This window comes from Mesorhizobium sp. B1-1-7, assembly GCF_006442705.1.
GTDB lineage: Bacteria > Pseudomonadota > Alphaproteobacteria > Rhizobiales > Rhizobiaceae > Mesorhizobium > Mesorhizobium opportunistum.
The window spans coordinates 169809-194424 of record NZ_VFWQ01000001.1; the positions used below are offsets into that span (position 1 = coordinate 169809).

Annotated in this window: 27 protein-coding genes; 18 read left to right on the forward strand and 9 right to left on the reverse strand. The window is 62.3% G+C overall.

The features are described from left to right. On the forward strand, window positions 1–534 hold the full coding sequence (locus tag FJ978_RS00835) for a hypothetical protein (RefSeq protein ID WP_140569463.1): 534 nt from the start codon (window positions 1–3) through the stop codon (window positions 532–534). A 22-nt stretch (window positions 535–556) separates the two neighbouring features. Next, window positions 557–1354: a YdcF family protein gene (locus FJ978_RS00840; protein WP_140569464.1), complete on the forward strand. Its 798-nt coding sequence runs from the start codon at window positions 557–559 to the stop codon at window positions 1352–1354. Here the strand turns inward: FJ978_RS00840 and FJ978_RS00845 are convergent. Then, window positions 1303–2046 carry a DUF599 domain-containing protein gene (locus tag FJ978_RS00845; protein WP_013895343.1) on the reverse strand — a complete coding sequence of 248 codons (744 nt, stop codon included), beginning with the start codon at window positions 2044–2046 and terminating at the stop codon, window positions 1303–1305. The two genes, FJ978_RS00840 and FJ978_RS00845, sit on opposite strands and share 52 nt — an antisense overlap. A gap of 175 nt (window positions 2047–2221) precedes the next feature. Here FJ978_RS00845 and FJ978_RS00850 point away from each other — a divergent pair, with 175 nt between their 5' ends. The 3 genes from FJ978_RS00850 to FJ978_RS00860 all read left to right on the forward strand — a co-directional run bounded on the left by FJ978_RS00850 (window position 2222) and on the right by FJ978_RS00860 (window position 5146). Beyond that, a complete protein-coding gene (locus tag FJ978_RS00850; RefSeq protein WP_013895344.1) occupies window positions 2222–3625 on the forward strand; it encodes an L-serine ammonia-lyase in 1404 nt (467 codons plus the stop codon). 77 nt (window positions 3626–3702) lie between these two features. Continuing rightward, a complete protein-coding gene (locus tag FJ978_RS00855) occupies window positions 3703–4140 on the forward strand; it encodes a DUF1489 family protein (protein ID WP_013895345.1) in 438 nt (145 codons plus the stop codon). A gap of 304 nt (window positions 4141–4444) precedes the next feature. Further along, the gene (locus FJ978_RS00860) at window positions 4445–5146 is read left to right on the forward strand and encodes a DnaJ domain-containing protein (RefSeq protein ID WP_140569466.1); all 702 of its coding nucleotides are present in this window, start codon (window positions 4445–4447) and stop codon (window positions 5144–5146) included. Window positions 5147–5192: 46 nt separating this feature from the next. Here FJ978_RS00860 and FJ978_RS00865 read toward each other — a convergent pair whose 3' ends face one another. Next, complete coding sequence (locus tag FJ978_RS00865) at window positions 5193–6584, reverse strand: D-alanyl-D-alanine carboxypeptidase family protein (protein ID WP_246678008.1); 1392 nt, start codon at window positions 6582–6584, stop codon at window positions 5193–5195. Here FJ978_RS00865 and FJ978_RS33030 point away from each other — a divergent pair. The 5 genes from FJ978_RS33030 to FJ978_RS00885 all read left to right on the forward strand — a co-directional run bounded on the left by FJ978_RS33030 (window position 6511) and on the right by FJ978_RS00885 (window position 11024). Continuing rightward, window positions 6511–6774 carry a hypothetical protein gene (locus FJ978_RS33030; protein ID WP_224729937.1) on the forward strand — a complete coding sequence of 88 codons (264 nt, stop codon included), beginning with the start codon at window positions 6511–6513 and terminating at the stop codon, window positions 6772–6774. The two genes, FJ978_RS00865 and FJ978_RS33030, sit on opposite strands and share 74 nt — an antisense overlap. Window positions 6775–6926: 152 nt before the next feature. Next, the gene (locus FJ978_RS00870) at window positions 6927–7256 is read left to right on the forward strand and encodes a phasin family protein (protein ID WP_013895348.1); all 330 of its coding nucleotides are present in this window, start codon (window positions 6927–6929) and stop codon (window positions 7254–7256) included. 299 nt (window positions 7257–7555) lie between these two features. After that, the gene (clpS, locus tag FJ978_RS00875; RefSeq protein ID WP_010909565.1) at window positions 7556–7885 is read left to right on the forward strand and encodes an ATP-dependent Clp protease adapter ClpS; all 330 of its coding nucleotides are present in this window, start codon (window positions 7556–7558) and stop codon (window positions 7883–7885) included. A gap of 6 nt (window positions 7886–7891) precedes the next feature. Further along, window positions 7892–10360, forward strand: a complete 2469-nt coding sequence (gene clpA / locus FJ978_RS00880) for an ATP-dependent Clp protease ATP-binding subunit ClpA (protein WP_140569469.1) — start codon at window positions 7892–7894, stop codon at window positions 10358–10360. Between the two features lie 73 nt (window positions 10361–10433). After that, window positions 10434–11024 carry a chloramphenicol phosphotransferase gene (locus FJ978_RS00885; RefSeq protein WP_140569471.1) on the forward strand — a complete coding sequence of 197 codons (591 nt, stop codon included), beginning with the start codon at window positions 10434–10436 and terminating at the stop codon, window positions 11022–11024. Here the strand turns inward: FJ978_RS00885 and FJ978_RS00890 are convergent. The 6 genes from FJ978_RS00890 to FJ978_RS00915 form a co-directional block, all read right to left on the reverse strand. Then, complete coding sequence (locus tag FJ978_RS00890) at window positions 11021–12103, reverse strand: phosphatase PAP2 family protein (protein WP_140569472.1); 1083 nt, start codon at window positions 12101–12103, stop codon at window positions 11021–11023. The two genes, FJ978_RS00885 and FJ978_RS00890, sit on opposite strands and share 4 nt — an antisense overlap. Window positions 12104–12211: 108 nt before the next feature. Next, on the reverse strand, window positions 12212–12649 hold the full coding sequence (locus FJ978_RS00895) for an HIT family protein (RefSeq protein ID WP_013895353.1): 438 nt from the start codon (window positions 12647–12649) through the stop codon (window positions 12212–12214). Window positions 12650–12726: 77 nt separating this feature from the next. Further along, window positions 12727–14346 carry a sulfatase-like hydrolase/transferase gene (locus tag FJ978_RS00900; protein ID WP_181176677.1) on the reverse strand — a complete coding sequence of 540 codons (1620 nt, stop codon included), beginning with the start codon at window positions 14344–14346 and terminating at the stop codon, window positions 12727–12729. Between the two features lie 152 nt (window positions 14347–14498). Continuing rightward, on the reverse strand, window positions 14499–15713 hold the full coding sequence (locus FJ978_RS00905) for a GNAT family N-acetyltransferase (RefSeq protein WP_140569476.1): 1215 nt from the start codon (window positions 15711–15713) through the stop codon (window positions 14499–14501). 55 nt (window positions 15714–15768) lie between these two features. Continuing rightward, window positions 15769–16497, reverse strand: coding sequence for a glycerophosphodiester phosphodiesterase (locus tag FJ978_RS00910; RefSeq protein ID WP_140569478.1), 729 nt, complete (start codon window positions 16495–16497; stop codon window positions 15769–15771). 13 nt (window positions 16498–16510) lie between these two features. Further along, the gene (locus FJ978_RS00915) at window positions 16511–16975 is read right to left on the reverse strand and encodes a RidA family protein (RefSeq protein ID WP_140569479.1); all 465 of its coding nucleotides are present in this window, start codon (window positions 16973–16975) and stop codon (window positions 16511–16513) included. Between the two features lie 139 nt (window positions 16976–17114). On the opposite strand from FJ978_RS00915, the gene FJ978_RS00920 reads away from it, so the two are divergent. The 5 genes from FJ978_RS00920 to tsf all read left to right on the forward strand — a co-directional run bounded on the left by FJ978_RS00920 (window position 17115) and on the right by tsf (window position 20897). After that, on the forward strand, window positions 17115–17945 hold the full coding sequence (locus tag FJ978_RS00920; protein WP_140569481.1) for a cell envelope integrity EipB family protein: 831 nt from the start codon (window positions 17115–17117) through the stop codon (window positions 17943–17945). Window positions 17946–18021: 76 nt separating this feature from the next. Further along, window positions 18022–18300, forward strand: coding sequence for a DUF4031 domain-containing protein (locus FJ978_RS00925; protein ID WP_013895358.1), 279 nt, complete (start codon window positions 18022–18024; stop codon window positions 18298–18300). Then, window positions 18297–18908 carry a LysE family translocator gene (locus tag FJ978_RS00930; RefSeq protein WP_140569483.1) on the forward strand — a complete coding sequence of 204 codons (612 nt, stop codon included), beginning with the start codon at window positions 18297–18299 and terminating at the stop codon, window positions 18906–18908. Before FJ978_RS00925 ends, FJ978_RS00930 begins: the two co-directional genes overlap by 4 nt. 176 nt (window positions 18909–19084) lie before the next feature. Beyond that, entirely contained in the window at window positions 19085–19867 is a 783-nt protein-coding gene (gene rpsB / locus FJ978_RS00935; protein ID WP_140569484.1) for a 30S ribosomal protein S2, read from the forward strand. Window positions 19868–19976: 109 nt separating this feature from the next. Then, a complete protein-coding gene (gene tsf, locus FJ978_RS00940) occupies window positions 19977–20897 on the forward strand; it encodes a translation elongation factor Ts (protein WP_013895361.1) in 921 nt (306 codons plus the stop codon). A 108-nt stretch (window positions 20898–21005) separates the two neighbouring features. Here the strand turns inward: tsf and FJ978_RS00945 are convergent, their stop codons facing one another. Continuing rightward, window positions 21006–21932: a LysR family transcriptional regulator gene (locus FJ978_RS00945; protein WP_013895362.1), complete on the reverse strand. Its 927-nt coding sequence runs from the start codon at window positions 21930–21932 to the stop codon at window positions 21006–21008. A 116-nt stretch (window positions 21933–22048) separates the two neighbouring features. Between FJ978_RS00945 and FJ978_RS00950 the strand changes: the two genes are divergently transcribed. The 3 genes from FJ978_RS00950 to pyrH all read left to right on the forward strand — a co-directional run bounded on the left by FJ978_RS00950 (window position 22049) and on the right by pyrH (window position 24609). After that, window positions 22049–22576, forward strand: coding sequence for a nuclear transport factor 2 family protein (locus tag FJ978_RS00950; RefSeq protein WP_140569486.1), 528 nt, complete (start codon window positions 22049–22051; stop codon window positions 22574–22576). 47 nt (window positions 22577–22623) lie between these two features. Continuing rightward, window positions 22624–23733 (forward strand): aldo/keto reductase, encoded by a 1110-nt coding sequence (locus FJ978_RS00955; protein ID WP_140569487.1) that lies wholly within the window; start codon window positions 22624–22626, stop codon window positions 23731–23733. Between the two features lie 153 nt (window positions 23734–23886). After that, the gene (gene pyrH / locus FJ978_RS00960) at window positions 23887–24609 is read left to right on the forward strand and encodes a UMP kinase (protein ID WP_013895365.1); all 723 of its coding nucleotides are present in this window, start codon (window positions 23887–23889) and stop codon (window positions 24607–24609) included. The last annotated feature ends 7 nt before the right edge of the window (window positions 24610–24616 follow it).

The window sequence follows — 24616 nt, forward strand, 5'->3', positions numbered from 1 at the left end:
ATGTCGCCCCCGTCTCGCATTTCCATCATCGAGACGGGATATGAACTGCTGATCACAAACCCGCCCAGGCGTTCAGCCATCAGGGTCGGCTTTCTTCTTCTCTCGATCGCAATCGTCGCCGTCACCACCAAATGGGGGCTCTTCGACAAATCGCCGGCAACGGTCGCGAGCGGCCTGTTTGGCCTGATGTCATTTCTGGCGATTGCCGGGTTTCTCGCATATTTTCTCGGCAAGGAGTTCATCTGGCTGGTATCGGGAGGCGAAACGCTGCGGATCGCGAAAGACACGATCGTCCGCGAAATCAGGGGCAGTCCGTTCCGTGATCGCGCCTTCCTCACATATAACGGACAGCTCACTGCCGAGGTCCTGGAACACACCTATCCGACCGACGACACCGGACTGAAGGAAGTGGTTCGCCTGGCCGCGGCAAGCGGGCGAATCTCGTTCGGGCGGGAACTCGATCGTTCGGAGGCTGAGGCTGTTGCGGAAGCCGTCAGGCGCTTTGCCGCCCGCCGCACTCTAGGCAGATCGTAGGGGCAGATCGTAGGGGGAAAGCGTGTTCTACTATCTTTCCAAGATCCTGTGGTTCTTCATCCAGCCGCTCAACCTGACGATCTTCCTGCTTCTGGCGGGGCTGATCGCCGGGATGGTCGGCCGGCGTCGGCTGGCCGTCACCGGCAGCGTGCTCGCCTTCCTGATCCTTGCGCTGTCGGCCTGGACGTCGCTTGGCGCCATGATGCTCAATCCGCTGGAGGAACGCTTTCCACGGCCGCCGCTGCCGCAAAAGGTGGACGGCATCGTCGTGCTCGGCGGCGGGTTCGAGGGGGCCATCAACCTCACGCGCGGCGGCTATGAATTGAGCAGCAGCGGCGATCGCATGGTCGAGACCGCAATCCTCGCCCGGCGCTTCCCGCAGGCCAAGGTGGTCGTATCCGGCGGAAACGGTTCCCTTTTCCTTGATGGCGAGGGCGACGCCGATACCGCGCCCCGCCTGCTCGGCCCCCTGGGTGTATCGGCCGATCGTCTCGTCCTCGAGGACAAGTCCCGCAACACCTATGAAAACGCGGTCTTCAGCCGCAAGCTCGTCGAACCGAAGCCGGGCGAGACCTGGCTGCTGGTGACCTCCGCCTTCCACATGCCACGGGCCAAGGCGCTGTTCGACAAGGCTGGTTTTCCAACCGTCCCGTGGCCCGTCGACTATCGAACCTCGGGCAAGGAAGGTGTCGGCTTGTTTCGCGACAATGTGGCCGATTCACTAGAGAATACGACCATAGCGGTTCGCGAATGGATCGGGCTTTTGGCCTATTGGCTGTCCGGCCGCATCGACCGGCCTTTTCCGGCGCCGGGCGGCTGACCGATGACAGCGCGCCTCGCCGCCGAGAAGAACTGGCGCCGGACCAGCACGGCCAGCAGCAGAAGCGTCGACAGCACGAACACCACCGGATCGACGAACCAGCCAAGATAGCCGATCGAGAAGAACACGCCGCGCAGGCCGGAGTTGAAATGCTTGCCGGCCAGCATGTTCATCTGCGCGGCGCGCCACACCGCCGTTTCGGTGACCGGATTGCGCGAGGCTTCGCCATGCGGGATCGGCACCGCGCCAATCAGGATCGTGCAATAATTGAACAGCCGGTAGGCCCAGCCGAATTTGAAGAAGGAAAAGGCCAGGATCAGCACCAGTCCCAGCACCTTTATCTGAAACGCCGAACGTGACGGCGCGCCGCCCAAAGGCAGGTCGCTCAGCACTTCGAGCACCCGGTCGGACGCGCCGAGCAGAGCAAAGCAGCCGCCGAGCGCGATCAGCGAACTGGAGGCGAAGAAGGCGGTTCCCTGCTGCAAGCCGCTCATGATGGCGGTGTCGACGATGCGGATCTCGCGCTCAGCCATGGTGCGCATCCAGGCCTCGCGTTGCGCGTTCATCGCCGTGGTCAGCGAGACGCGGCTGACCAGCCGGCCGTCGGAGGCGAGCGTGTGCAGCAGCCACGCGGCGAGGAAGAGGCCCAGCGCCGCGAGATCGGCCGTCGAAAGATCGAGGGAATCGCGCATGAGCCGAATTTATCACATTCGGCGTGACCGCTTCGATCACTGGTATCGAGCGATAAGCAACCGATGTCGCTGCCGGAGCAAACAAGGTCGGCAGGTGCCGCGCCGCGATTGTCAAAAGAGCGGAAACATCCTGGGAATTCCTATATGTAATTCTCGACGTGACCCAGGAGACAGCGTGTTCCTTTCGGTTTTCGACCTGTTTAAGATCGGCATCGGCCCCTCGAGCTCGCATACGATGGGGCCGATGACGGCCGCGCGGCGGTTTCTCGACGAGGTCGCGGGGGACGACTGGCCGCGCCCCGCCGGCGCCAAGGTCGACCGCATCGGCGCCAGCCTGCATGGTTCGCTCGCCTATACCGGCATCGGCCATGGCAGCGACCGCGCCGTCATTCTGGGACTTGCCGGCCAGACGCCTCAAACGGTCGATCCGGACCGGGCCGACGAGATCGTCAGCCGCATCACCGCCGACAGATTGATTTCACCGCCCGGTCACCCCTCCTACCGTTTCGATCCGGCCACCGATCTTGTGCTCGACCGCAAGACACCGCTCACGGGGCATGCCAACGGCATGGCGTTCTACGCCTATGACGCCGGCGGCCGCCTGCTGCTCAAGCGTATCTACTATTCGATCGGCGGCGGCTTCGTCGTTTCGGAAGAAGAGTTGCAGCGGATGAAAGCCAAGGGGTCGGTGACGACAGAGGGCAAGAAGGTGCCCTATCCCTTCAAGAACGCCGTCGAGATGCTGAAGATGGCGGCCAAGAGCGGGCTCTCCATCGCCGAACTGAAGCGCGTCAACGAGGAAACGCAGATGACGCGCGAGGAACTCGATGCCGGCCTCGACGCCATCTGGAGCGCCATGAAGGGGTGTATCGACCGCGGCCTTTCGCAGGACGGCATCATGCCTGGCGGGCTGAAGGTGCGACGCCGCGCGCGCATGCTGCACGACAAGCTGCAGGAACAATGGCAGCAGAACCGGCCGAACCCCTTGCTCGCCAACGATTGGCTGTCGATCTACGCCATGGCGGTCAACGAGGAGAATGCGGCGGGCGGCCGCGTCGTCACCGCGCCGACCAATGGGGCCGCGGGCACGCTGCCGGCGGTGCTGCGCTACTGGCTACATTTCCACCCCGAGGCCGACCAGCCTAGCATCCGCGACTTCCTGCTGACGGCGGCAGCGGTCGGCGGCATCATCAAGACCAACGCCTCGATCTCGGGCGCCGAAGTCGGCTGCCAGGGCGAGGTTGGCTCTGCCTCGGCAATGGCCGCGGCTGGGCTGTGTGCCGTCATGGGCGGCACGCCCGAGCAGGTCGAGAATGCCGCCGAGATCGCGCTCGAACATCATCTCGGCATGACCTGCGACCCGGTCGGCGGGCTGGTGCAGGTGCCGTGCATCGAGCGCAATGCGCTGGGCGCGGTCAAGGCCGTGACCGCCGCGTCGCTGGCGATCAAGGGCGACGGCGTGCATTTCGTGCCGCTCGACGCTGCGATCGAGACCATGCGCCAGACCGGCCTCGACATGAATGAGAAGTACAAGGAAACCAGCCTTGGCGGGCTCGCGGTCAATGTCGTGGAGTGCTGAGGTTCTGGCCTAAACCGGCACTGTGGAGAAGTCCGTCAGGCCGTTGACGTCCCGGCGCTCCGGACTAACCTTAGCGGATGGCTCTCAATCTCCTAAAACTGTGCGTCGGCTGCGACAGCGTCGAGGATCTCGAGGAATGGATCGAGTTCCGTCTCGACGAACGGCGCCGGGCCGGTGATCCGGTCGAACACTGGCACACGACCCGCATGGTGCCGACGCGTGGGCAAGAGGTCACCGATGGCGGCTCGCTCTACTGGGTGATCAAGGGCAATGTGCAGTGCCGCCAGCTGATCACCGAGATCCGGCCGTTCACCGACGACGAAGGTATCGGCCGCTGCCATTTGATGTTGGATCCGCGGGTCATTCGCACCGACTGGCAGCCGCGCCGGGCGTTTCAGGGCTGGCGCTATCTGAAGCCGTCGGATGCGCCGGCCGATCTCGGCAAAGGCAAGGCCGGGCTCGTGGAGATGCCGCCGAAGCTCAGGCGTGAGCTTGCCGATCTCGGTTTGCTCTAAAGCGCGTCGCGCTGAAACGGATTCATGCGGCGCGCTCTGGGTCTGAGTTCACTTTTGAGCGGCATGCTCTAGCCGTCCGCTGGCCCTCCATCTTGCTTCGTGCTGGACTTGCAAGCGGCGATACAACGCCACATCTTGAAATTCATGCGCGATGAAAAGCTGTCGAAGTCGACAAGGGCCGCCGCGTTGGCTGGGCCAACGCCCTCTTGCTATCGGAGGGAGGCCATGATTCCGGCGCAGAAAAAGTGTTGAAGGAAGTGACGCGGCTGTCCAGGCGGGCAGGGAATCCGCGGGGCGGTGGGAAATGTTAGGCGCAATTATCGTCCTGGTCGCATTGCTGCTGGTGCTGTTGACGGTAGCCTCGGCGTTTCTTCGCGCCGATCCGGCCAAGCTCGCCAGCACGACGAGAACATTGGGGCCGATCCTGCTGGCCCTGGTGGGCGCCGCCGTGTTGCTGGTCGGGCGCAGCGGGATCGGCGGCATCATCCTGTTCGCGGCGATCGGCTGGTATGGCGCCACGCGCGCAGGCCGGCCAAATGCCAAGCCTGCGCCTGGAAAACGCTCGACAGTGCGGACAGCGGCACTCGAGATGGAACTCGATCACAATTCGGGCGGTCTCGAAGGACTGGTCCTGGCCGGCCGCCATGACGGCAAGATGCTTGGCGCCATGGGTCTTTCGGAATTACAGCATCTCTACCGCGAACTCTCCGGCGATCCGGAGAGCAGGCAGTTGCTAGAGACGTATCTTGACGGCAGATTTCCCGTCTGGCGCAAAAACATTGAGACGAACGGTGGCGAAGGGTTGGGTGTTGCGCCAGGTCCTGGCGCCATGACTAAGGAGGAGGCCTACAAGGTCCTTGGTCTTGAAGCGGGGGCCGCCGCGGCGGATGTCCGCAAGGCGCACCGCCGCCTGATGCAGCGCCTGCACCCCGACATCGGCGGCACGTCTTTCCTGGCGGCGCGAATCAACGAAGCCAAGGACGTCTTGCTCTCCAATCACAACTAGTCTCCTTCGACGCAAAAATTTTCCGGGAGATTGTGTGCACGCCGTCCTATTGCTGGACGGCGTAGCACTCGATGCTCTTCTTCTTCAAAGCGGTGCAGGCCTTCCAGGCAGCGGTCTTCGAACCGAAGCCGCCGAAGCGTGCGCGATAATAGGTGACGCCATCCTTGTCGAAGGCGACGGTGAAGCCGGCGGCATCGGCCAGCACCTTGGGCGCCTGTTTGCTGGTCTTGTCGAGGAAAGCCTGGGCTTCGGACTGCTTGGGCGAGGAAGCGACCTGGATGGCCCAGCCCGAGGGCACCGATGCGGTGTTGACTGGATCGACCGCGGGTGCAGGCGCGGGCGTCGGCTCGGCATAGGCGGCCACGACCTGTGCGGTGGCGACCTTGGGGGCGGAGACGATGACCGTCTTCACCTTCTTGGCCGGAACGACCAGCTTGGGTTCTTCGACCGTGGCGTCGTCCTCCGCGCTGCTGTCCTCGGCATTGCTGTCGCCCTGCGCGACGGTCGCGTCTTCGGAGACGGCCGTATCGTCACTTGCAACAGCCACCGGCTTTTCGTCCGGTGTCGGCGCGTCGTGCTTGGGCAGCAGGACCTTGGCCAGCGCCCTGATCGGATTGCTATCAGCCTTGGCGACCAGATCGCCGCCGCCGCGGGTAGAAGCCCTCGGCAAATAGGTGTTGATCAGAGCCGCCATCTGGTTGTCGCGGCTGCCGCCAGATGCGCCGCCCATGACGACGGCAACGAGGCGGCGATTGCCGTCTGACACAGACGAGACGAGATTGAAGCCGGAGGCGCGTGTGTAACCGGTCTTGATGCCGTCGACGCCTTTGATGCGCCCGAGCAGGCGGTTGTGACCGTTGATGCGCTGGCGGCCATAGAGGAAGGACCGCTGCGAGAAATAGCCGTAATATTGGGGGAAATGCTCACGCAGTGCGATGCCGAGCGTCGCCATGTCGCGCGCGGTGGTGAACTGGCCGGGGTCGGGCAGACCGTTGGCATTGCGGAAGACGGTGCCGTTCATGCCGAGCTGGCGCGCCTTGGCCGTCATCATGCGGGCAAAATTGGTTTCGTTGCCGCCAATCATTTCGCCAAGCGCGGTTGCCGAGTCGTTGGCCGACTTGGTGACTATCGACAGAATGGCGGTGTCGACCGTGACCGAACCGCCCGGCTTCACGCCGAGTTTCGTCGGCGCCTCGGCGGATGCCTTGGCCGAAAACACGACAGGCGTGTTCCTGCTGATCTTGCCCTTCGCCAGAGCTTCGAAGGTCAGGTAAAGCGTCATCATCTTGGTCAGCGATGCCGGATAGCGCCTGCCGTTGGCATCGGCGGAGTACAGCACCTTGCCGGTCTTGGCGTCCACGACAATGGCCGCCTGCCGCGCCGCCAGCGACGAGGCAACGTCAGCGCAAACGAATGTAAGCGCCAAGGCGAAGACCATGATCGCTTTGAGGGGGGAGGTGGATCTGGAAACGATGCCCAACAACGCCTTACGCACTGATATTTACCTTGAATTCTTCGTTGCGCTGGAGGCGGCAAAGGGTCCTGCCGCACTTTCAGCCAAGCTAGCGGGGCAGCGTTACCAATCCGTTTATGGTAACCGTCGCGTTCACCATTTTCTTCGGGCTTGAAACTCACTTTATTTGATTTTTAGGCATTGCCTGCGCAGGCGGGCTCTGAACGCAGGCGAAATATTGACTTTTGTGCGGCGCACAATATATTCTAGTGCATTGCACAAGGGCGCCCCGAAGAAGGACGCCTCAACCGTCAAGGGAATCGCGAAATGACCCAGACCTATGAGGACTTCAGCAAATACGGCAAAGAGTTTGCAGACACCGGATTGAAGAGCTTCGCTTCGCTCTCCAAGGGCGCTCAGGCGATCGCCACCGAGGCCGGCGAATACACCAAGAAGAGTTTCGAAGCCGGCAGCGCCGCTGCCGAGAAGCTGCTCTCTGCCAAGTCGCTCGACAAGGCGATCGAGATCCACACAGACTATGCCAAGCAGTCCTACGAGGCGTTCGTCGCCGAGGCCACCAAGATCGGCGACCTCTATGCCGAACTCGCCAAGGAAGCCTACAAGCCGTTCGAATCGATCGTTGCCAAGGCGAAGTAATTTCGCCCGGGCGAAGCAATTCGCCTTACGACGACAGCGAGATCCGGCCCTTTGGGTCCGGCACAAGACCCGGTCGCGCGAGCGCGGCCGGGTTTTTTCATGTCGATTTGCTATCCAGCGTCTCGCGCCCCTTCACGATTGCGAAAATCCGCGAAGTTTGGTCACCTAGCCATATTGTCAGCTAACCAGAAGGGCTTAAAATCGTCCATCGAACACCTACATGTTGAGCTCGCATGAGGATTCGAAAGAGGCAGGATTACGTGACGATCGGTTTGACTGCCACGACACAGGTGGCGCGGATGCAAAACGGCGGCGGCGACGGCAATGAGGCCGGCCGCGGGACGGCCGTCATCACGCGCACAAAAACCAAGACCAAGAAGCCTAGCCTTTACCGGGTTCTCATTCTCAACGACGACTACACTCCGATGGAGTTCGTGGTTCACGTGCTGGAGCGTTTTTTCCAGAAGGACCGCGAAGCTGCCACACGCATCATGCTTCATGTTCACAATCATGGGGTGGGCGAGTGCGGGGTCTATACATTCGAGGTGGCCGAGACCAAAGTGTCCCAGGTCATGGATTTCGCCCGACAGAATCAGCATCCGCTGCAATGCGTGATGGAGAAGAAGTGAGGTAACATGCCGGCTTTCTCCCAAGGCCTGGAAAAGGCGCTTCACCAAGCGCTGACGCTCGCCAATGAGCGGCACCATGAATATGCAACCCTTGAACACCTGCTGCTCGCGCTGATCGACGACACCGAGGCGGCCGCCGTCATGCGCGCCTGCAACGTCGATCTCGACGAGCTCAAGCACACCGTTCTCACCTATATCGACACCGAGCTCGACAACCTGGTCACCGGTTACGACGAGGATTCCAAGCCGACCGCCGGTTTCCAGCGCGTCATCCAGCGCGCGGTCATCCACGTGCAGTCGTCGGGCCGCGAGGAAGTGTCGGGCGCCAACGTGCTCGTTGCCATCTTCGCCGAGCGCGAGAGCCATGCCGCCTATTTCCTGCAGGAACAGCAGATGACCCGCTACGACGCGGTCAACTACATCTCGCACGGCATCGCCAAGCGCCCTGGCGCTTCCGAGACGCGTTCGCCGCGTGGCGCCGATGACGAGCAGGGCGGCCAGAACGGCGCCGAGCCGCAAGAGGAAGGCGGCAAGAAGAAGCAGCAGCAGGATGCGCTGACCGCTTATTGCGTCAACCTCAACAACAAGGCCAAGGCCGGCAAGATCGATCCGCTGATCGGCCGCGAGTCGGAGATCAACCGCACCATCCAGGTGCTGTGCCGCCGCTCCAAGAACAATCCGCTCTATGTCGGCGACCCCGGCGTCGGCAAGACGGCGATCGCCGAAGGCCTCGCCAAGCGCATCGTCGAGGGCGATGTTCCCGAGGTGCTGCACAATGCCACCATTTTCGCGCTCGACATGGGCACGCTTCTGGCCGGCACGCGTTACCGCGGTGATTTCGAGGAACGGCTGAAGCAGGTCGTCAAAGAACTCGAGGATTATCCGGGTGCCGTGCTGTTCATCGACGAGATCCACACCGTGATCGGTGCCGGCGCCACTTCGGGCGGCGCCATGGACGCGTCAAACCTGTTGAAGCCGGCGCTGTCGTCGGGTGCGATCCGTTGCATCGGCTCGACCACCTACAAGGAGTTCCGCCAGTTCTTCGAAAAGGATCGTGCCCTGGTGCGGCGCTTCCAGAAGATCGACGTCAACGAGCCGACCATCCAGGATGCCATCGAGATCATGAAGGGCTTGAAGCCCTATTTCGAGGAGTTCCACAAGGTCCGCTACACGAGCGAAGCCATCAAGGCCTCGGTCGAGCTGTCGGCGCGCTACATCAACGACCGCAAGCTGCCGGACAAGGCGATCGACGTGATCGATGAAACCGGCGCTTCGCAGATGCTGGTGCCGGAAGCCAAGCGCAAGAAGACGATCGGCATCAAGGAGATCGAGGCAACGATCGCCACCATGGCCCGCATCCCGCCGAAGACGGTTTCGGCCGATGACGAGAAGGTGCTGCAGGGCCTCGACATCGAGCTGAAGCGCGTCGTCTACGGCCAGGACACCGCGATCACCGCGCTGACCTCGGCGATCAAGCTGGCCCGTGCCGGCCTGCGCGAACCGGAAAAGCCGATCGGCTCCTATCTGTTCTCAGGCCCGACCGGCGTCGGCAAGACCGAAGTGGCCAAGCAATTGGCCGCCTCGCTCGGCGTCGAACTGATCCGCTTCGACATGTCGGAATATATGGAACGCCACACCGTCTCGCGGCTGATCGGCGCGCCTCCCGGCTATGTCGGCTTCGACCAGGGCGGTCTTTTGACCGACGGCGTCGACCAGCATCCGCACTGCGTGCTGCTGCTCGACGAGGTCGAGAAGGCGCATCCGGACCTGTTCAACATCCTGTTGCAGGTCATGGATCACGGCAAGCTGACCGACCATAACGGCAAGCAGATCGACTTCCGCAATGTCATCCTGATCATGACCACCAATGCGGGCGCCTCCGATGCGCAGCGCGCGGCGATCGGCTTCGGTTCGACCAAGCGTGAAGGCGACGATGTCGAGGCGATCAACCGGCTGTTCACGCCGGAGTTCCGCAACCGTCTCGATGCGATCATCCCGTTCGGCTCGCTGCCGGTGCCGGTCATCCATCAGGTGGTGCAGAAGTTCGTCATGCAGCTCGAGGCCCAGCTCTCAGAGCGTGGCGTTACCTTCGACCTGTCGTCGGACGCCATCGCATGGCTCGCCGACAAGGGCTATGACGAGCGCATGGGCGCACGGCCTCTCGGCCGTGTCATCCAGGAGCACATCAAGAAGCCGTTGGCCGACGAGGTGCTGTTCGGCAAGCTCAAGAAGGGCGGCACGGTGCGTGTCACCGTCGAGAAGAAGGAAACCGGCGAGACCGGCCTGAAACTCGAATCGCTGGCCGACGAGGCGCCGGTGAAGCCAAAGAAGGAAGAGCCGGAAGAAGCGCCGAAGCCGCGCAAGGCCGTGGCCAAGAAGCCCGCCGCAAAGAAGGTGGTGGCGCAGAAGCCGGAGCCCAAGGGCAAGGATGGCGGCAAGCGCAGCCTGGTACCGCAACTGCCCCGCAAGGGCTGATCCTGACGAAAGTCGAAAAAAGCCCCGAAACGGGGCTTTTTTCATTGGCATCGTGAGGTGGCGGAGGTGGCATATGGCTGGCCAGATCATCATCCTCAACGGCGCGCCGCGATCGGGCAAGTCGAGCATCGCTCAGGCCATCCAGGAACGTTTTGAAGGTCCGTGGATGAACCTGGGCGTCGACAGCTATGCGCAGATCACGCCGCCGCGATATCGTCCGGGAATAGGCCTGCGACCCGGCGGCGAGCGGCCTGACCTCGAAGTTTTCGTGCCGCGATTTTATGCGGCCCTCTACGAATCGATCGCGGCCCATAGCCGGCTGGATCTGAACGTCGTGGCGGATGTCAGTCATCACGATGGCTATTCGAAACCGCTCGACATCCTGGCCGATTGCGCGCGCCGGCTCGCCGGCCTGCCGGTGCTGTTTGTCGGCGTTCGCTGTCCGATTGAGATCATTATGGAAAGACGAGCCGCCAGCGAGACGGGCAGGGGCTATGTCACCGGCTCTTCAGACGATCCCGTACCTTTGCCGGTGCGTCTGTGGCAGGAGGCGGTGCACCGGCCGGGCGTGTACGATCTGGAAGTCGACACCTCGCTTCTGAGCTCGGTGCAGTGCGCGGATGCAATTCGGCAGCATCTCAAGAGCGTCCAAGTGGCAAACTAGGCGTGCGCCCGGGACAATGCTCCACCCGTGATTTTCCAGATCGCGACGGCAATAAGCGCGCCCGCGTAGCCGTCGACGGCATAGTGCCAGCCAAGCACCACCGAACCGAGCATGATGATGGCTGCGAATATCAACATCACGATGCCGAGCCTGGTCGACAACCGCGTCAGGTAGAGAGCGAAGAGCACCGACGTCGCGACGTGAATCGAGGGGAATGCGGATATGCCCATGGTTCCCGAAGGCGAACCCGTATAGCCGCTCCACAACCTGTCCTGCGTGGACAATGCCCAGATCGGATACTGGCGGTTCGCCGACGCGAGCGCATCCATCAACGGCTGATACTGATCGCCAAGGTCGAGCCTTGCATAAAAGCACGGGCCCGCGGATGAGAATGCCATTGCGATGAAGAAGCCGCCAACCAGCCAGACCAGCATGAAGCTGAGCAGAAACTGATGGCGCAGCAGCGAGTCGCGGGCAGCGGCGACGCTTGAAAAAACCATTGCGACCAGCACGACGAACCAGAAATTGTAGCAGAAATTGAGAAGGTGAACGGCCAGCGGACTTTCGACGATCCACCAGAGCCATTGATAGGGAGTGCGGCCGAAATGCAGGTCGGCGCCGAAATGCGCGAGGGTCTGGTCCCAGGAGAAAGGCACCAGCACCGCGATCGCTCCTTTCAGCACCACAAAGCCCGACATAAAAACCAGCATCGCGGCAAGGCCGTTGATGCCGTTGGCAATGCGATTTCGATCGGTCAGCATCTGCTGGAGCGGGCGCAACAACATGCGGAGCGGCGACCTGGCACGATCGACAAACGCCAGCCAGAACAGCCGGAGGGTCGCGTATGCGCATCCGGCAATCCAGAAGTAAACCACCAGATAGAAAGCGTATTCGTAAAGTAATCCAAAGTCCGGCAGGTTGCCAACTCTGCCGCCGACCACAAAACTCAATCCGAGCGTAAACAGTGCTACCGCATGAACAGTGCGGTGCCGGAAAAATGCATCGACCAAAAGGTTTGAGAAGGCGTCATCGACCCCAGCATCAAACCGCCTGCCTATAGCTTCGGAAGTATCTTGCATCGAATGCCCCTCGCAAGACAAATGCCTCAAGAGGGTTTGAAAGACTATTAAAAAAGCAATCGCCGACGGTGGCGTGGGTGCCGAGATGATCGCTCGGTTTACAAAGACTTAAAATCGCGCACGCAGGACGGTTCGGATCATTTCGGCGTTCTGTGCCAGCACTTCGGGCTTCTCCATCCCACCCGTGTGGGGCTTCAGGGGGATGCCGTCGAAGCGCGGAATGACATGGACATGCAGATGGTAGACAGTCTGCCCTGAAGCGGGCTCGTTGAACTGCATGACGGTGACGCCGTCGGCGTCGAAGGCTTGTTTGACCGCCGCCGCCATTTTCTGGACGACCGTGAAAAGCGGACCGAAGGTCGAGGGGTCGGCGTCGAGCAGGTTGCGCGACGGCGCCTTCGGCACGACCAGCGTATGGCCGGGCCCCTGCGGCATCACGTCCATGAAGGCCACGACCGCTTCGTCTTCGTAGACGCGGTGCGAGGGAATTTCTCCGCGCAGGATCTTGGCGAAGATGTTTTCGGTGTCGTAGGCGGTTTCGGCCATGGTGAGCGCTCCGGATTGTGCCTCGCCATCTCGTGTAGCGAAGCTGCCCCGGAGCGGCAAGACGATGCGGCGCGGGATCAGGCGAGATCGACCATGCCAGCTTCGACGAGCGTGCGATGGAAGCGTCTTTTGCGCGGCGACGTGCTGTCGAAATAAGCTGTGCCGCAGTCGTCCAGCAAGGCGGCGCGCGTGGCGAACACCGGATCGAGCGGCAGCCCGGCAGCCAGCAAGGTCAGCGTCGACAGGAAGGCGCTATCTAGGACCGGCGGAGCCGCAAGGTCGTCCGGCAGCCTGCAATTCATGGCCTCGACAGCATAGAATGTCTGACGCAGGACCGGGTCGGACGGCGGCAATCCGGTAATCGTCGTGGTGAATGACGGCTGATGATCGCCGTAGCGGACGATGATGGCCGGTTGGCCATTCAACGTGACTTCGAGCCGGCTGCGAAAGGCGGCATAGGCCTTGATGCTCTCCGCCAGCCGCACGGCATATTCGCCATAGGATGCGACGCCGGTCGCGGCGACAGCGTCGCGGCGAAGTTCGCCATGACGGTCGAGCGGGAAGATGCGGCGGCGATGGTCGCCGTGGTTCATCAGCGTGGCAATCGAAAGGAAACTCGGCTTGCCGCCGGCAACGCGATCGGAAAGCTGTTCGAGCGCGCGATCATAGAGCTGCTCGTCGTGATGTTCCCGCTTCCAGCGTTCGGCGTCGAACGGAGGCGGCAAGGTTTCGGCATAACTGACATCTGCAAACCCGATCGAGTTGTAGAACCTGCCGCAACTGACGAAGGAGGGTCGGTCACAGCTGATATGCGACACGTCGTAGCCCAAGCCGGCCAGAACGGACGGAAGCGCATGCCGCACACGCCCGCTCAGAAGGTGAAAGACGAAGCGGCTGTCATTGCCGAATGAAAGCGAGGAGAGGCCCGTCAGCACCGAAAACTCGGTCTGCAACGTGCTGCCACCGAAGACGTCGACATGCAGTGTCCCCGAAAGGCTGCCCGGCGGGGCGAAGAACGGCGCGAATGCGGCGTCGATCGGGATGCCGAGCCGCCTCGGGTCGAATGTCGATTCGTGCAGGATCATGACGATGTGCGGCGGTCGTTCGTCAGCCGGTCGCCGTGCAGGCACCGGCGGCAGCAGCGGCTCAGGATCCGGATCGATGTCGACAAAGCCCGGCCGCCGCGACGGGCCGGCCCCGAACCAGGAAGCGACGAAGGCCGAAAGATGAACCCTGTCGTCGGTCAGATGGTGGAAGCGAAACCGCCTCGACCCGCCGCTCACCCACAGGACGCAGAGATAGACACCGGCCGCGGCACCGAACAATGCAAACCGTTGCGGCAACGGAATTGCCGGTTCGGCGAGCATCATCGCCAGAACCGCGATCAGCGCGACGATCGCGATCATGCCGGCCAGGGCAGGGACTGCCATGCGCGCATGGTCGGCGATCACGCCGCGAAAACTGCTTGCCGCGAGATGGTAGATATCGCCGGCCAGGAAATTGAAGCCGAGATGATGATATTTCAGCTTGGAGACGATGCCGATCACTGTGGTCAGCATCAGCGCGGCCCAAAGGGCGACGATGTTGCCGGCGAACAGAAGATGCGCGAGGCCAAAGAGAAGGAAGAAAGTGGCAAAGCCGAGAGGCCAGGCCGAGCGCTTGCCCTCGAGCCAGGCGACCAACAACGAGGTGGCCACAAGGCCCGCTGCACCGAGCCAATGCCCGACACCCAGAGATGCCCAACCCTGCATACTTCCCCCAGGGCGCTTGCGCGCCCATGTCCCGGGGCATGGTCTAGCGGATTCCGGCCGGACGGTAAACAGCGGCAACTTGCACGCCCAAAGGCATGCTATTCCTCGAGATCCTTGCGGAAAGGCGTGTGGTCTTCCAGATATTCGCCCATCCGCTCCACTTCGCGACGCTCGCGCCGGAGATAATCGGCCACCGCATTGCGCAGGCCGGGATGAGAAATGTAATGCGCTGAATGCATGGTCACCGGCCGGTAGCCGCGTGCCAGCTTGTGCTCTCCCTGGGCGCCTGCCTCGACCACCTTGAGCTTGCGTTCGATGGCGAAGTCGATCGCCTGGTGGTAGCAGACCTCGAAATGCAGGAAGGGATGATCCTCGATGCAGCCCCAGTTGCGGCCATAGAGCGCGTCGGAGCCGATGAAGTTGATGGCGCCGGCAATGTAGCGGCCGTTGCGCTTTGCCATCACCAGCAGGATGTCGTCCGCCATTCGTTCGCCGATCAGCGAGAAGAACTGGCGGTTCAGATAGGGACGGCCCCATTTGCGGCTGCCAGTGTCCATGTAGAAGGCGAAAAAGTCGTCCCAGGCCTTTTCCGTCAGGTCCTTGCCGATCAGCCAGTCGATCGAGATGCCATCGGCAAGCGCCTCGCGCCTTTCCTTCTTCATTGCCTTGCGCTTGCGCGAGGCAAGCGTGGCCAGGAAGTCGTCATAGGAGGAAAAGCCTTCGTTGAAGAAGTGGAATTGCTGGTCGGTGCGATGCAGGAAGCCTGCCGCCTCCAGCGTCGCGACATCGCTCTCCTGCGCGAAGGTGACATGCGCGGAGGACACGCCGAGCTTATCGGTCACCATTTTGAGGCCGGCGGCCAGCCCGGCCTTAACCGCATCCTGGTCCTCGCCTTTGCCGACCAGCAGGCGAGGACCGGTGACCGGGGTGAACGGCACAGCACTTTGCAGTTTTGGATAATAGCGGCCGCCGGCGCGCTCGAAGGCATCCGACCAGCCGTGGTCGAACACATATTCGCCCTGGCTGTGCGACTTGAGATAGCAGGGGACGGCACCGAGCAGCCTGCCTTGCGCTGTCTCCAGCCGCAGGTGATGTCCTTGCCAGCCGGTGCGCCGAACGGCGCAGCCGGAATCCTCCAGTGCACTCAAAAAAGCGTATGAAACGAGCGGGTTATAGTCGTTTTCCGCGTCGTTGCGCGTGGTGCCGGCAAATCCGTTCCATTCATCGCAGGTGAAGGCTCCGATGCCAGCGGCGATGCGGATCGAATAGTCCGCATTTGCCGTTTGCCTGTCGCCATCGTCGCCCTGATCCATGAGGCTTATTTAAGCTCCATCCGGGCTGCTACAAGTCACGTTTCAGACACTCCGCTCAGGCGACTTCGACGAGGTCGGGTTCGAACCCTTCGAAGGTCATCTGGTCGGCATATTTGAAGGTCAAGTCGACCGCGGGCTGATCATGCACCGTCCAGGTGATGACGGGCATTTTGAGCTTTTCACGCACAAAGCTGACAAACGGATTCGGCAGGTCGCCGGCGGCGTAGGAGATAAAGGAAAGCTCGTGCGCCAGCATGGCGAAATGCGCCTCGATCAGTTTGAGGTCCTTGCCGTAGGCGGTCAGTCCACCCGGAATGCCCGGCGCGTGTTTGGCGAAATCGCGGATCAGCCAGTGATCGAACGACATGATCGCCGCCTTGCCCTTGTAGCGCTTGAGCATCTTGCCGACGCGCGCCACCAGCCCTTCGTCGCGGCCGGGAGTTCCTTTCAGCTCGACGACCATGGGCACGCGGCCATCGACGAGGTCGAGCGCTTCCCGCAGCGTCGGCACGTGATCCGATGTCCCGCCAACGTTGAGCGTCGCAAGTTCAGCCGCGGTGCGCTGCCAGACGAAACCGTCCTGCCCGGTCAGCCTTTTCAGGTCGCCATCGTGGATGATGACGGGAACGCCATCCGACGACAGATGCACGTCGCATTCGATGGCGTAGCCACGTTCGGCCGCGGCAGTGAAGGCGGAAAGCGTGTTTTCCCAGCGCGTCTTGTTCATGTCGTGAAAGCCGCGATGGGCAACGGGCCGGGCAATCAGCCAGGAAAGGTCGGTCATGTCAGGCCTTCGCTCATTCGACTTCGAAGATCGCTTCGATTTCCACTGCGGCATTAAACGGCAGGGAGGCGGTGCCGACGGCGGAGCGGGCATGCTTGCCGCGCTCGCCAAGAGCGGCGACCAGGAAATCTGAGGCGCCATTGGCAACCAGGTGCTGCTCGACGAAGTCGGTGGCGGAGGCGACGAAGACGGTGATCTTCACCAGGCGGCGGATTTTCTCGAGATCGCCTAGCGCTGCCTTGGCCTGTGCCAGAATGTTGATGGCGCAGTATTTCGCGCCGTCCTTGCCGCTTGCCGTGTCGACGTCGCGGCCGAGCAGGCCGACGGCCTGCAGCTTGCCGTCCTTGAGCGGCAATTGCCCGGCGGTGAACAGCAGGTTGCCGGTCCTGCAGTAAGGCACGTAGTTGGCGGCAGGCGCGGCAGCGACAGGAAGCGTCACGCCCAGATCGCTTAGCCGCTTTTCGATTGTTTCACTCATTGCTTTTCCCTATTGCTGGAAGGCGCCGCGCTGGCCGGGCCGAAATTGCTATTTTTGCCTCGCTTCCGCCACGACTTTTTTTAAGCTGGACCATCTTTCCCTGCGGCCCTGCCATCAGCCGCGACGATCGGAGCACCACATGCGCGCAACGCGCCTCGCATTCCATGCCGTCCTGTTGTCTGCGGTCTTCTCGATGGGGCCCGCTTTCGCCGTGCCGGCGCTGCAGGCGCATCGCGCCGTGTACGACCTCACCCTCAACAAGGCGTCCGACCGCTCCGGCATAACCGGCATATCGGGCCGTATGGTCTACGAGTTCAACGGCTCCGCCTGCGAGGGCTATACCGTGAAGTTCCGTTTCGTCACCCAGATCGTCACCAATGACAATACAAGAGTCACCGACCAGCAGACGACCACGTTCGAGGATGCCGAAGGCAAGACGTTTTCGTTCGTGACCAAATCCTTCGTCGACCAGAACCTCGACAAGGAGGTCAAGGGCATTGCCACGAAAGACGCGAAGGGGCTCAAGGTCGATATCGACAAGCCGGAGAAGAACAGCCTCGAACTCGCCGCCACCCAGTTCCCGACCCAACATCTGGTCGAACTGATCGGCAAGGCCGAGAAGGGCGAGAACTTCTACCAGACAAACCTGTTCGACGGTTCCGAAGACGCCAACAAGGTGATGGCGACCACCGTCGTCGTCGGCAAGAAGACCGATGGGGAGAAGGCCGACCCGGAAGCGCCGGCGCTGGCGAAGCTTGCCACCGACAAATACTGGCCGGTCGACATCGCCTATTTCGACGACAGCGCCCAGAACGGCGAAGAAGTGCCGGAATATCGGATCAGCTTCAAGCTGCATGAGAACGGCATCACCCGCGATCTCACCATGGACTATGGCGACTTCTCGATGACCGGCAAGCTGGTCAATCTTTCGCTGTTCGACCAGACAAAGCCTTGCCCGGTATCGAAATAATTGGCCCAGTATCGAAATAGCTGGCGCGGTATCGAAATAGCGGGAATGTGCAATTGAGCGGGCCACGGCGGGCTTGATGGCGGTCTACGTCGACGCGGCGATCTGGAAGTGGGCGGGCCATCTCTGGTGCCATCTCCTGGCCGACGATACCGACGAGTTGCATCGCTTTGCCGCCGAACTCGGCGTCAAGCGCTCGTCCTACCAGGGACCGCCCAAGACATCGGCGCCGCATTATGACATAACCGGCTTCGAGCGCGACCGCGCGGTGCGGCTTGGCGCCATCGAATGCAGCCGCGAGCAGATCGTCGCCATCTTCCGGCGCGTGCGGGTGCCCAACGGAAAGGCCAGGCGATGACACCAACGGCTTTTTTCGCGTACTGCGCCGCCGTCACCCTCGCCGCCGCAACACCCGGACCAGCGATGTTCGCGGTCATTACCAATGGCGTCTCGCGTGGGTTTTTTCGCGCCTTCATAGCTGGCGTCGGAGTCGCCGCCGGCGATGCCGTGCTGGTCACTCTAGCGCTGCTCGGGCTGGTGGCGCTCGCCCAGACCTTCGAATGGATCTTTCTCCTGCTGAAATATGCAGGCGCCGCCTATCTGATCTTTCTCGGCATCAGGATGTGGCGGGCCTCGGCGACGCAATCAAACAAGGCGCAGATGGCCGAGGCGAGATTGTCCCGGTCCTTCCTCCTTGGCGCGTCCATAGCGCTGGGGAATCCGAAGGCTATCCTGTTCCATGCCTCGATCATGCCGCTCATCCTCAATCTCGACACCATGACCTTCACCGATGGTTTGCTGGTGGTTGCGGTCGTGATCAGCGTGAACGTCCTGACCATGGGGCTCTATGCCGCGCTGGCGGGCAGGGCCTCAGGCTGGTTCAGGACGCCGAAGCGCATGCGGCTGATGAACAGGTTTGCCGGCAGCGCCATGATCGGCACCGGAGCGCTGATTGCCGCACGCTGAGCGGTGAAGCGCCTCATCGCTTGCGTTTGTCGCGCATCCCCTCTATATGCGCGCTCATTCCACACACGGACTTTGGTGTCTGCCCGGGAGAAATCCGGCTGAAACCTCCGGTGGCGTTCGAGGACTTCGTCCAAAAATGCCTGTGTCCGTGGAGGCTAACCGGAAAGGAAATGAGAATGGCACTGCCTGATTTCAGCATGCGCCAGCTTTTGGAAGCTGGCATTCACTTCGGCCACCAGACCCATCGCTGGAACCCGAAGATGGCGCCCTACATCTATGGCGCCCGCAACAACATCCACATCATCGACCTCTCGCAGACGGTGCCTTTGCTGCATCAGGCTCTGAAGCAGGTTTCCGACACTGTCGCCAAGGGCGGCCGCGTGCTGTTCGTCGGCACCAAGCGCCAGGCGTCGGACATCGTCGCCGACGCGGCACAGCGTTCGGCCCAGTATTACGTCAACTCGCGTTGGCTCGGCGGCATGCTGACCAACTGGAAGACGATCTCGAACTCGATCCAGCGCCTGCGCAAGCTCGACGAGATGCTGGCCGGCGAGGCCCAGGGCCTCACCAAGAAGGAGCGCCTCAACCTCGACCGCGAGCGCGAGAAGCTCGACAAGGCACTCGGCGGCATCAAGGACATGGGCTCGACGCCCGACCTGATGTTCGTGATCGACACCAACAAGGAAGCGATCGCCATTCTCGAGGCCAAGCGTCTCGGCATCCCGGTCGTCGCCATCATCGATTCGAACTGCGATCCGGACAAGATCGACTTCCCGATCCCCGGCAATGACGACGCGGCCCGCGCCATCCAGCTCTATTGCGACCTGATCGCCAAGGCTGCGATCGACGGCATCGCCCGTCAGCAGGGCGCGCTCGGTGTCGACATCGGCGCTTCGGTCGAAGCTCCCGTCGAGCCGGCACTCGACCCGGCTTCGGCATCGGAAACCCCCGAGGCTTGATAATCGAAGGCCGGCAACGGCCTTCATCTTTCTCATATTTTGGCACGCTAAACAGACGCACCATCGACTATCGATGGTGCGTCGGTGCATTCTAGACAAAGAGGCGACAATGAGCATTTCGGCTGCACAGGTCAAAGAACTCCGCGACTTGACCGGCGCGGGCATGATGGACTGCAAGGCGGCGTTGACCGAGACCAACGGCAACATGGAAGAGGCCGTAGACTGGCTGCGCAAGAAGGGCATCTCGAAGGCTGACAAGAAGGCTGGCCGTACCGCGGCCGAAGGCCTGATCGGCGTTGACAGCGGCGTACGCGAGGCTGCCATTGTCGAGGTCAACTCCGAGACCGACTTCGTCGCCCGCAATGCGGCCTTCCAGGAAATCGTCGCCAATGTCGCCAAGGTCGCGCTCGCCTACGGCATGACGGAAGCCGTGGCTGCCGCGAAGTATCCGGGCTCGGACAAGTCGGTCACCGACACCATCAAGGACGCTGTCGGCACCATTGGCGAGAATTTGGGCTTCCGCCGCTCGGCCAAGCTCACCGTTCCGCATGGCGCGGTTGCGACCTACGTCCACAACGCGGTTGCCGACGGCCTGGGCAAGCTCGGCGTGCTTGTCGCGATCGAGACCACGGGCAACGAGCATGCCGCCAACGCCTTTGGCCGCCAGGTCGCCATGCATGTCGCCGCCACCAACCCGATGGCGCTGACCGCGGAGCAGATCGATCCGGCAGCGGTCGAGCGCGAGAAGGCGATCTTCTCCGACCAGGCGCGCCAGTCCGGCAAGCCGGAAGCGATCATCGAGAAGATGGTCGAGGGCCGCATGCGCAAGTTCTATGAGGAAGTCGTGCTCCTGAAGCAGGCCTTCGTGCTCAATCCCGACATCACCGTCGAGAAGGCGCTCAAGGATGCCGAGAAGGACATCGGCGCACCGGCCAAGATCACGGCCTATCTGCGCTTCGCGCTCGGCGAAGGCATCGAGAGGGAAGAGTCCGATTTCGCGGCGGAAGTCGCGGCGGCGGTCAAGAAATAAGCCCTTCCAGGGCTAACTCTTTATTTTAACGCAATTCCCAAGGGAAAGCGCTACGCGCTTTTCCCGGGAAAACCGCTTCACACTTTTCCTGGAATTGTTCCAACGAACTCAGGCAACTCGGCCGGGTGTCCGCAAGGGCGCCCGGCCGATTTCGTTTGCGGTATCGATGAAGGCCCTCAGCTTCGGCGCCATCGCGGCCCGGCGTGGGAAGTAGAGAAAAAGCCCAGGCTCCTCGATCGCCGATTGCGGCAGCACCTGGACGAGGCGGCCGGCGGCAAGATCGGCGCGCGCCAGTGGCTCGAACATATAGGCGAGCCCGACGCCTGCAAGCGCAAGATCGATTGCCGCAAGCGAATCCGTCACGACAACGCTGCCCCGCGTCTCCATGGCGATGTCCTTGCCATCCTCGACCAGATCCCAGCGATAGAGTGCCCCGGAGCGGACGAGCCGGTAGCCAATGCAATTGTGATTCGCCAGATCGGCAACGCTGCCGGGACGGCCGTGCCGCCCGATATAGGCGGGCGAGGCGACGATGACGACGGAGAATGGCGGCGTCAGCCGGACCGCCACCATGTCCTGCGCGATCATCTCGCCAAGCCGGATGCCGGCATCGAAGCCTTCGCCGACGATATCCACCAGACCCTGGTCGGCGAAAATCTCGACCGTAACCTCCGGATAGCGCTCGGCCATCGCTGCGACGACTGGCGTCACCGCCAATGGGATCGCGATGTTGGAGGCGTTGATCCTGAGCAGGCCAGACGGCCTGCCTTTGACGCTGCGGATACGGTCCATCCGCTCGGCAATGTCTTGAAGGGCAGGGGCCGCCGTTTCCACCAGCGCCTTGCCGGCCTCGGTGAGCGAAACGCTGCGCGTCGTGCGTGCGAACAGAGGCTGGCCGATCCGCTCTTCGACGAGGCGCACCGCATGGCTGACCGCCGAGGGGCTCATGCCGAGTTCGGCAGCGGCAAGCGCGAATCCGCCGCGCCGGGCAACGGCGACGATCACAGGCAGGTGGGTAAGCAGGTCCCGATCCATTCATGCATGATATCGCACAGTCTATTCGAACAATGCAATCTTATCGATGCCAGCATGCCGGTCCACATTGTCGCCAACACGTCGGCGATGGGCTGATGGCATCGAGGAGAAGAGACATGAATGCGTTGAAGCATGTGACGTTCGCTGCAGGCTTGGCTTTGGCGCCGGTCGATGCCGGCGGGGCGGAACCATCCGACTGGCGGGCGTTCGCTGACGAGCGCGCGGTGATCCGCATCGCCGATGCCATCGACCGCGCCGTCGACGCCCAGGACTGGAAGCTTGCACGCAGCTATTTCGCGGATCGGGTCACTGCCGATTTCAGCAGCCTTTCCGGGCAGCCGGCGGCCAACATCGCTTCCGACGACCTGATCGGCGCCTGGGCCGGCAACCTCAAGGGCAGCAAGACAAGCCTGCATTTGCGCACCAACCACCAGGTCGTCCTCGATGCCGATGCGGCGACCGTTCGTTCCAACGGCTATGCCTGGAACCGGATGGAGGGCAATGGCGACCCGCTTTGGGAAGTCTGGGGTACCTATGAGCACCACCTGACGCGCTCCGCCGCCGGCTGGAAGGTCGACGGCTTCACGTTCCGCATGACGCATGAGCGCGGCAATCCCTGGGTCAAGACGACGCCGGGACAGTGACACTGCGGGCCAGTGACGCAGCAGCTACCAAGCATTGGAGAACGATCATGAGCATGACCTATTACACGCTCGGCAACAGCGGCCTCAGGGTCAGCCGGCTGGCGCTGGGCACGATGACTTTCGGCACGGAATGGGGCTGGGGAGCCGACAGGAACACCGCGCGGGCGATGTTCGACGCCTATGTCGAGGCGGGCGGCAATTTTTTCGACACCGCGGACCTCTACACCGGCGGCACCGCCGAAGCCTGGCTTGGCGAATTCATCGCCGAGCGCGGCTTGCGCGACATGGCGGTGATCGCCAGCAAATTCACCATGAACATGCAGCCTGGCAATCCGAATGGCGGCGGCAATGGCCGCAAGAACATCATGCGGGCCGTCGATGCTTCGCTGAAGCGGTTGGGCACCGACTATATCGATCTCTATCTCATGCATGTCTGGGACAGGCTGACGCCGGCCGAAGAGGTCATGCGCACGCTCGACGATCTCGTGCGCGCGGGCAAAATTCGCCATGTCGGCCTGTCCGATGTGCCGGCCTGGTACGCGGGCCGGGCCCAGGCGATCGCCGAGCTGCGCGGATATGAGCCCGTCTCGGCGCTACAGCTCGAATATTCCCTGGCCGAGCGCGCGATCGAGAACGAGTTCGTGCCGTTCGGCATGCGCCATGGCGCCGGCATCATGGTCTGGAGCCCGCTGGCGAGCGGACTGCTGAGCGGCAAGTATCGGCCGGCTCAGGCCGGAAACGCCGGTCGGCTCGACGGATTCCGTAACTCGACGCATCCGGGCTTTCAGAAGTTCACCGAGCGCAACTGGGCCATCGTCGCCGAACTCGAGAAGGTCGCATCCGAGCTTGGCCGATCCATGTCCCAGGTCGCGCTCAACTGGGCGGCGACGCAGCCGGGGATTGCCGCGGTCATCCTCGGCGCGACGAAGCTTGCCCAGATGCAGGACAATCTTGGCGCGCTGGATTTCGAGATTCCCGCAAGGCTTCGCGACCGGCTGGACGAGGTCAGCAGGACTCCGGCGCCGTTTCCCTATTCCTTTTTCGGTCCGCAAATACAGGCGCGCGTTACCGGCGGTGCCGCGACCGGCGACAAGCCTTCTGGATACGCGTCGCCGGTGCTCGTCGAGGGTCTGCCGACCAGCGTCTCCACCAGTTGATCGATCGGGCAGGGTGGCCATGAAATTGCCGTTTGGGCGCCGCGTGACATCGCGGCGCCCTTCGTGTATCGGAACTCGGCATCGTGCCAATGTTCGGGTGCCTGCGCGAGGGCGGCCAGCCCAGGCGCCCCACATGCAAATGACGAGGACCATATGACGGTGAAGCCCCTCTACCGACGTGTTTTGTTGAAAGCGTCGGGCGAAGCGTTGATGGGCGAACAGCATTTCGGCATCGATGTCTCGGTCGTGGACCGCATTGCCGCCGACATCGCCGAAGCCCGCGCGCTGGGCATCGAGGTTGGCGTCGTCATCGGCGGCGGCAACATCTTTCGCGGCGTGGCCGTCGCCTCCAAGGGCGGAGACCGCGTCACCGGCGACCATATGGGCATGCTGGCCACGGTCATCAACTCGCTGGCGCTGCGTACATCGCTGAACAAGATCGGCGTCGACGCCGTCGTGCTGTCCGCGATTGCCATGCCCGAGCTCTGCGAAAGCTTTTCGCAACGCCAGGCGACCGCCTACATGAACCAGGGCAAGGTGGTGATCTTTGCCGGCGGCACCGGCAATCCGTTCTTCACGACCGATTCGGCCGCCGCACTTCGCGCGGCTGAAATCGGCGCCGACGCGCTGTTCAAGGGCACGCAGGTCGACGGCGTCTACTCGGCTGATCCGAAAAAGGATCCGGATGCGACGCGTTTCGAGCGCATCAGCCATGGTGAAGTCATAAAACGCGGCCTTTCCATCATGGATACGGCTGCGATTGCACTTGCGCGTGAAAACAACATTCCGATAATCGTTTATTCGATCCACGAAAAAGGTGGTTTCGGCGATATTCTGAGGGGCGGCGGCCGCTGCACGGTCGTCGCGGACGATTGATCCGGGG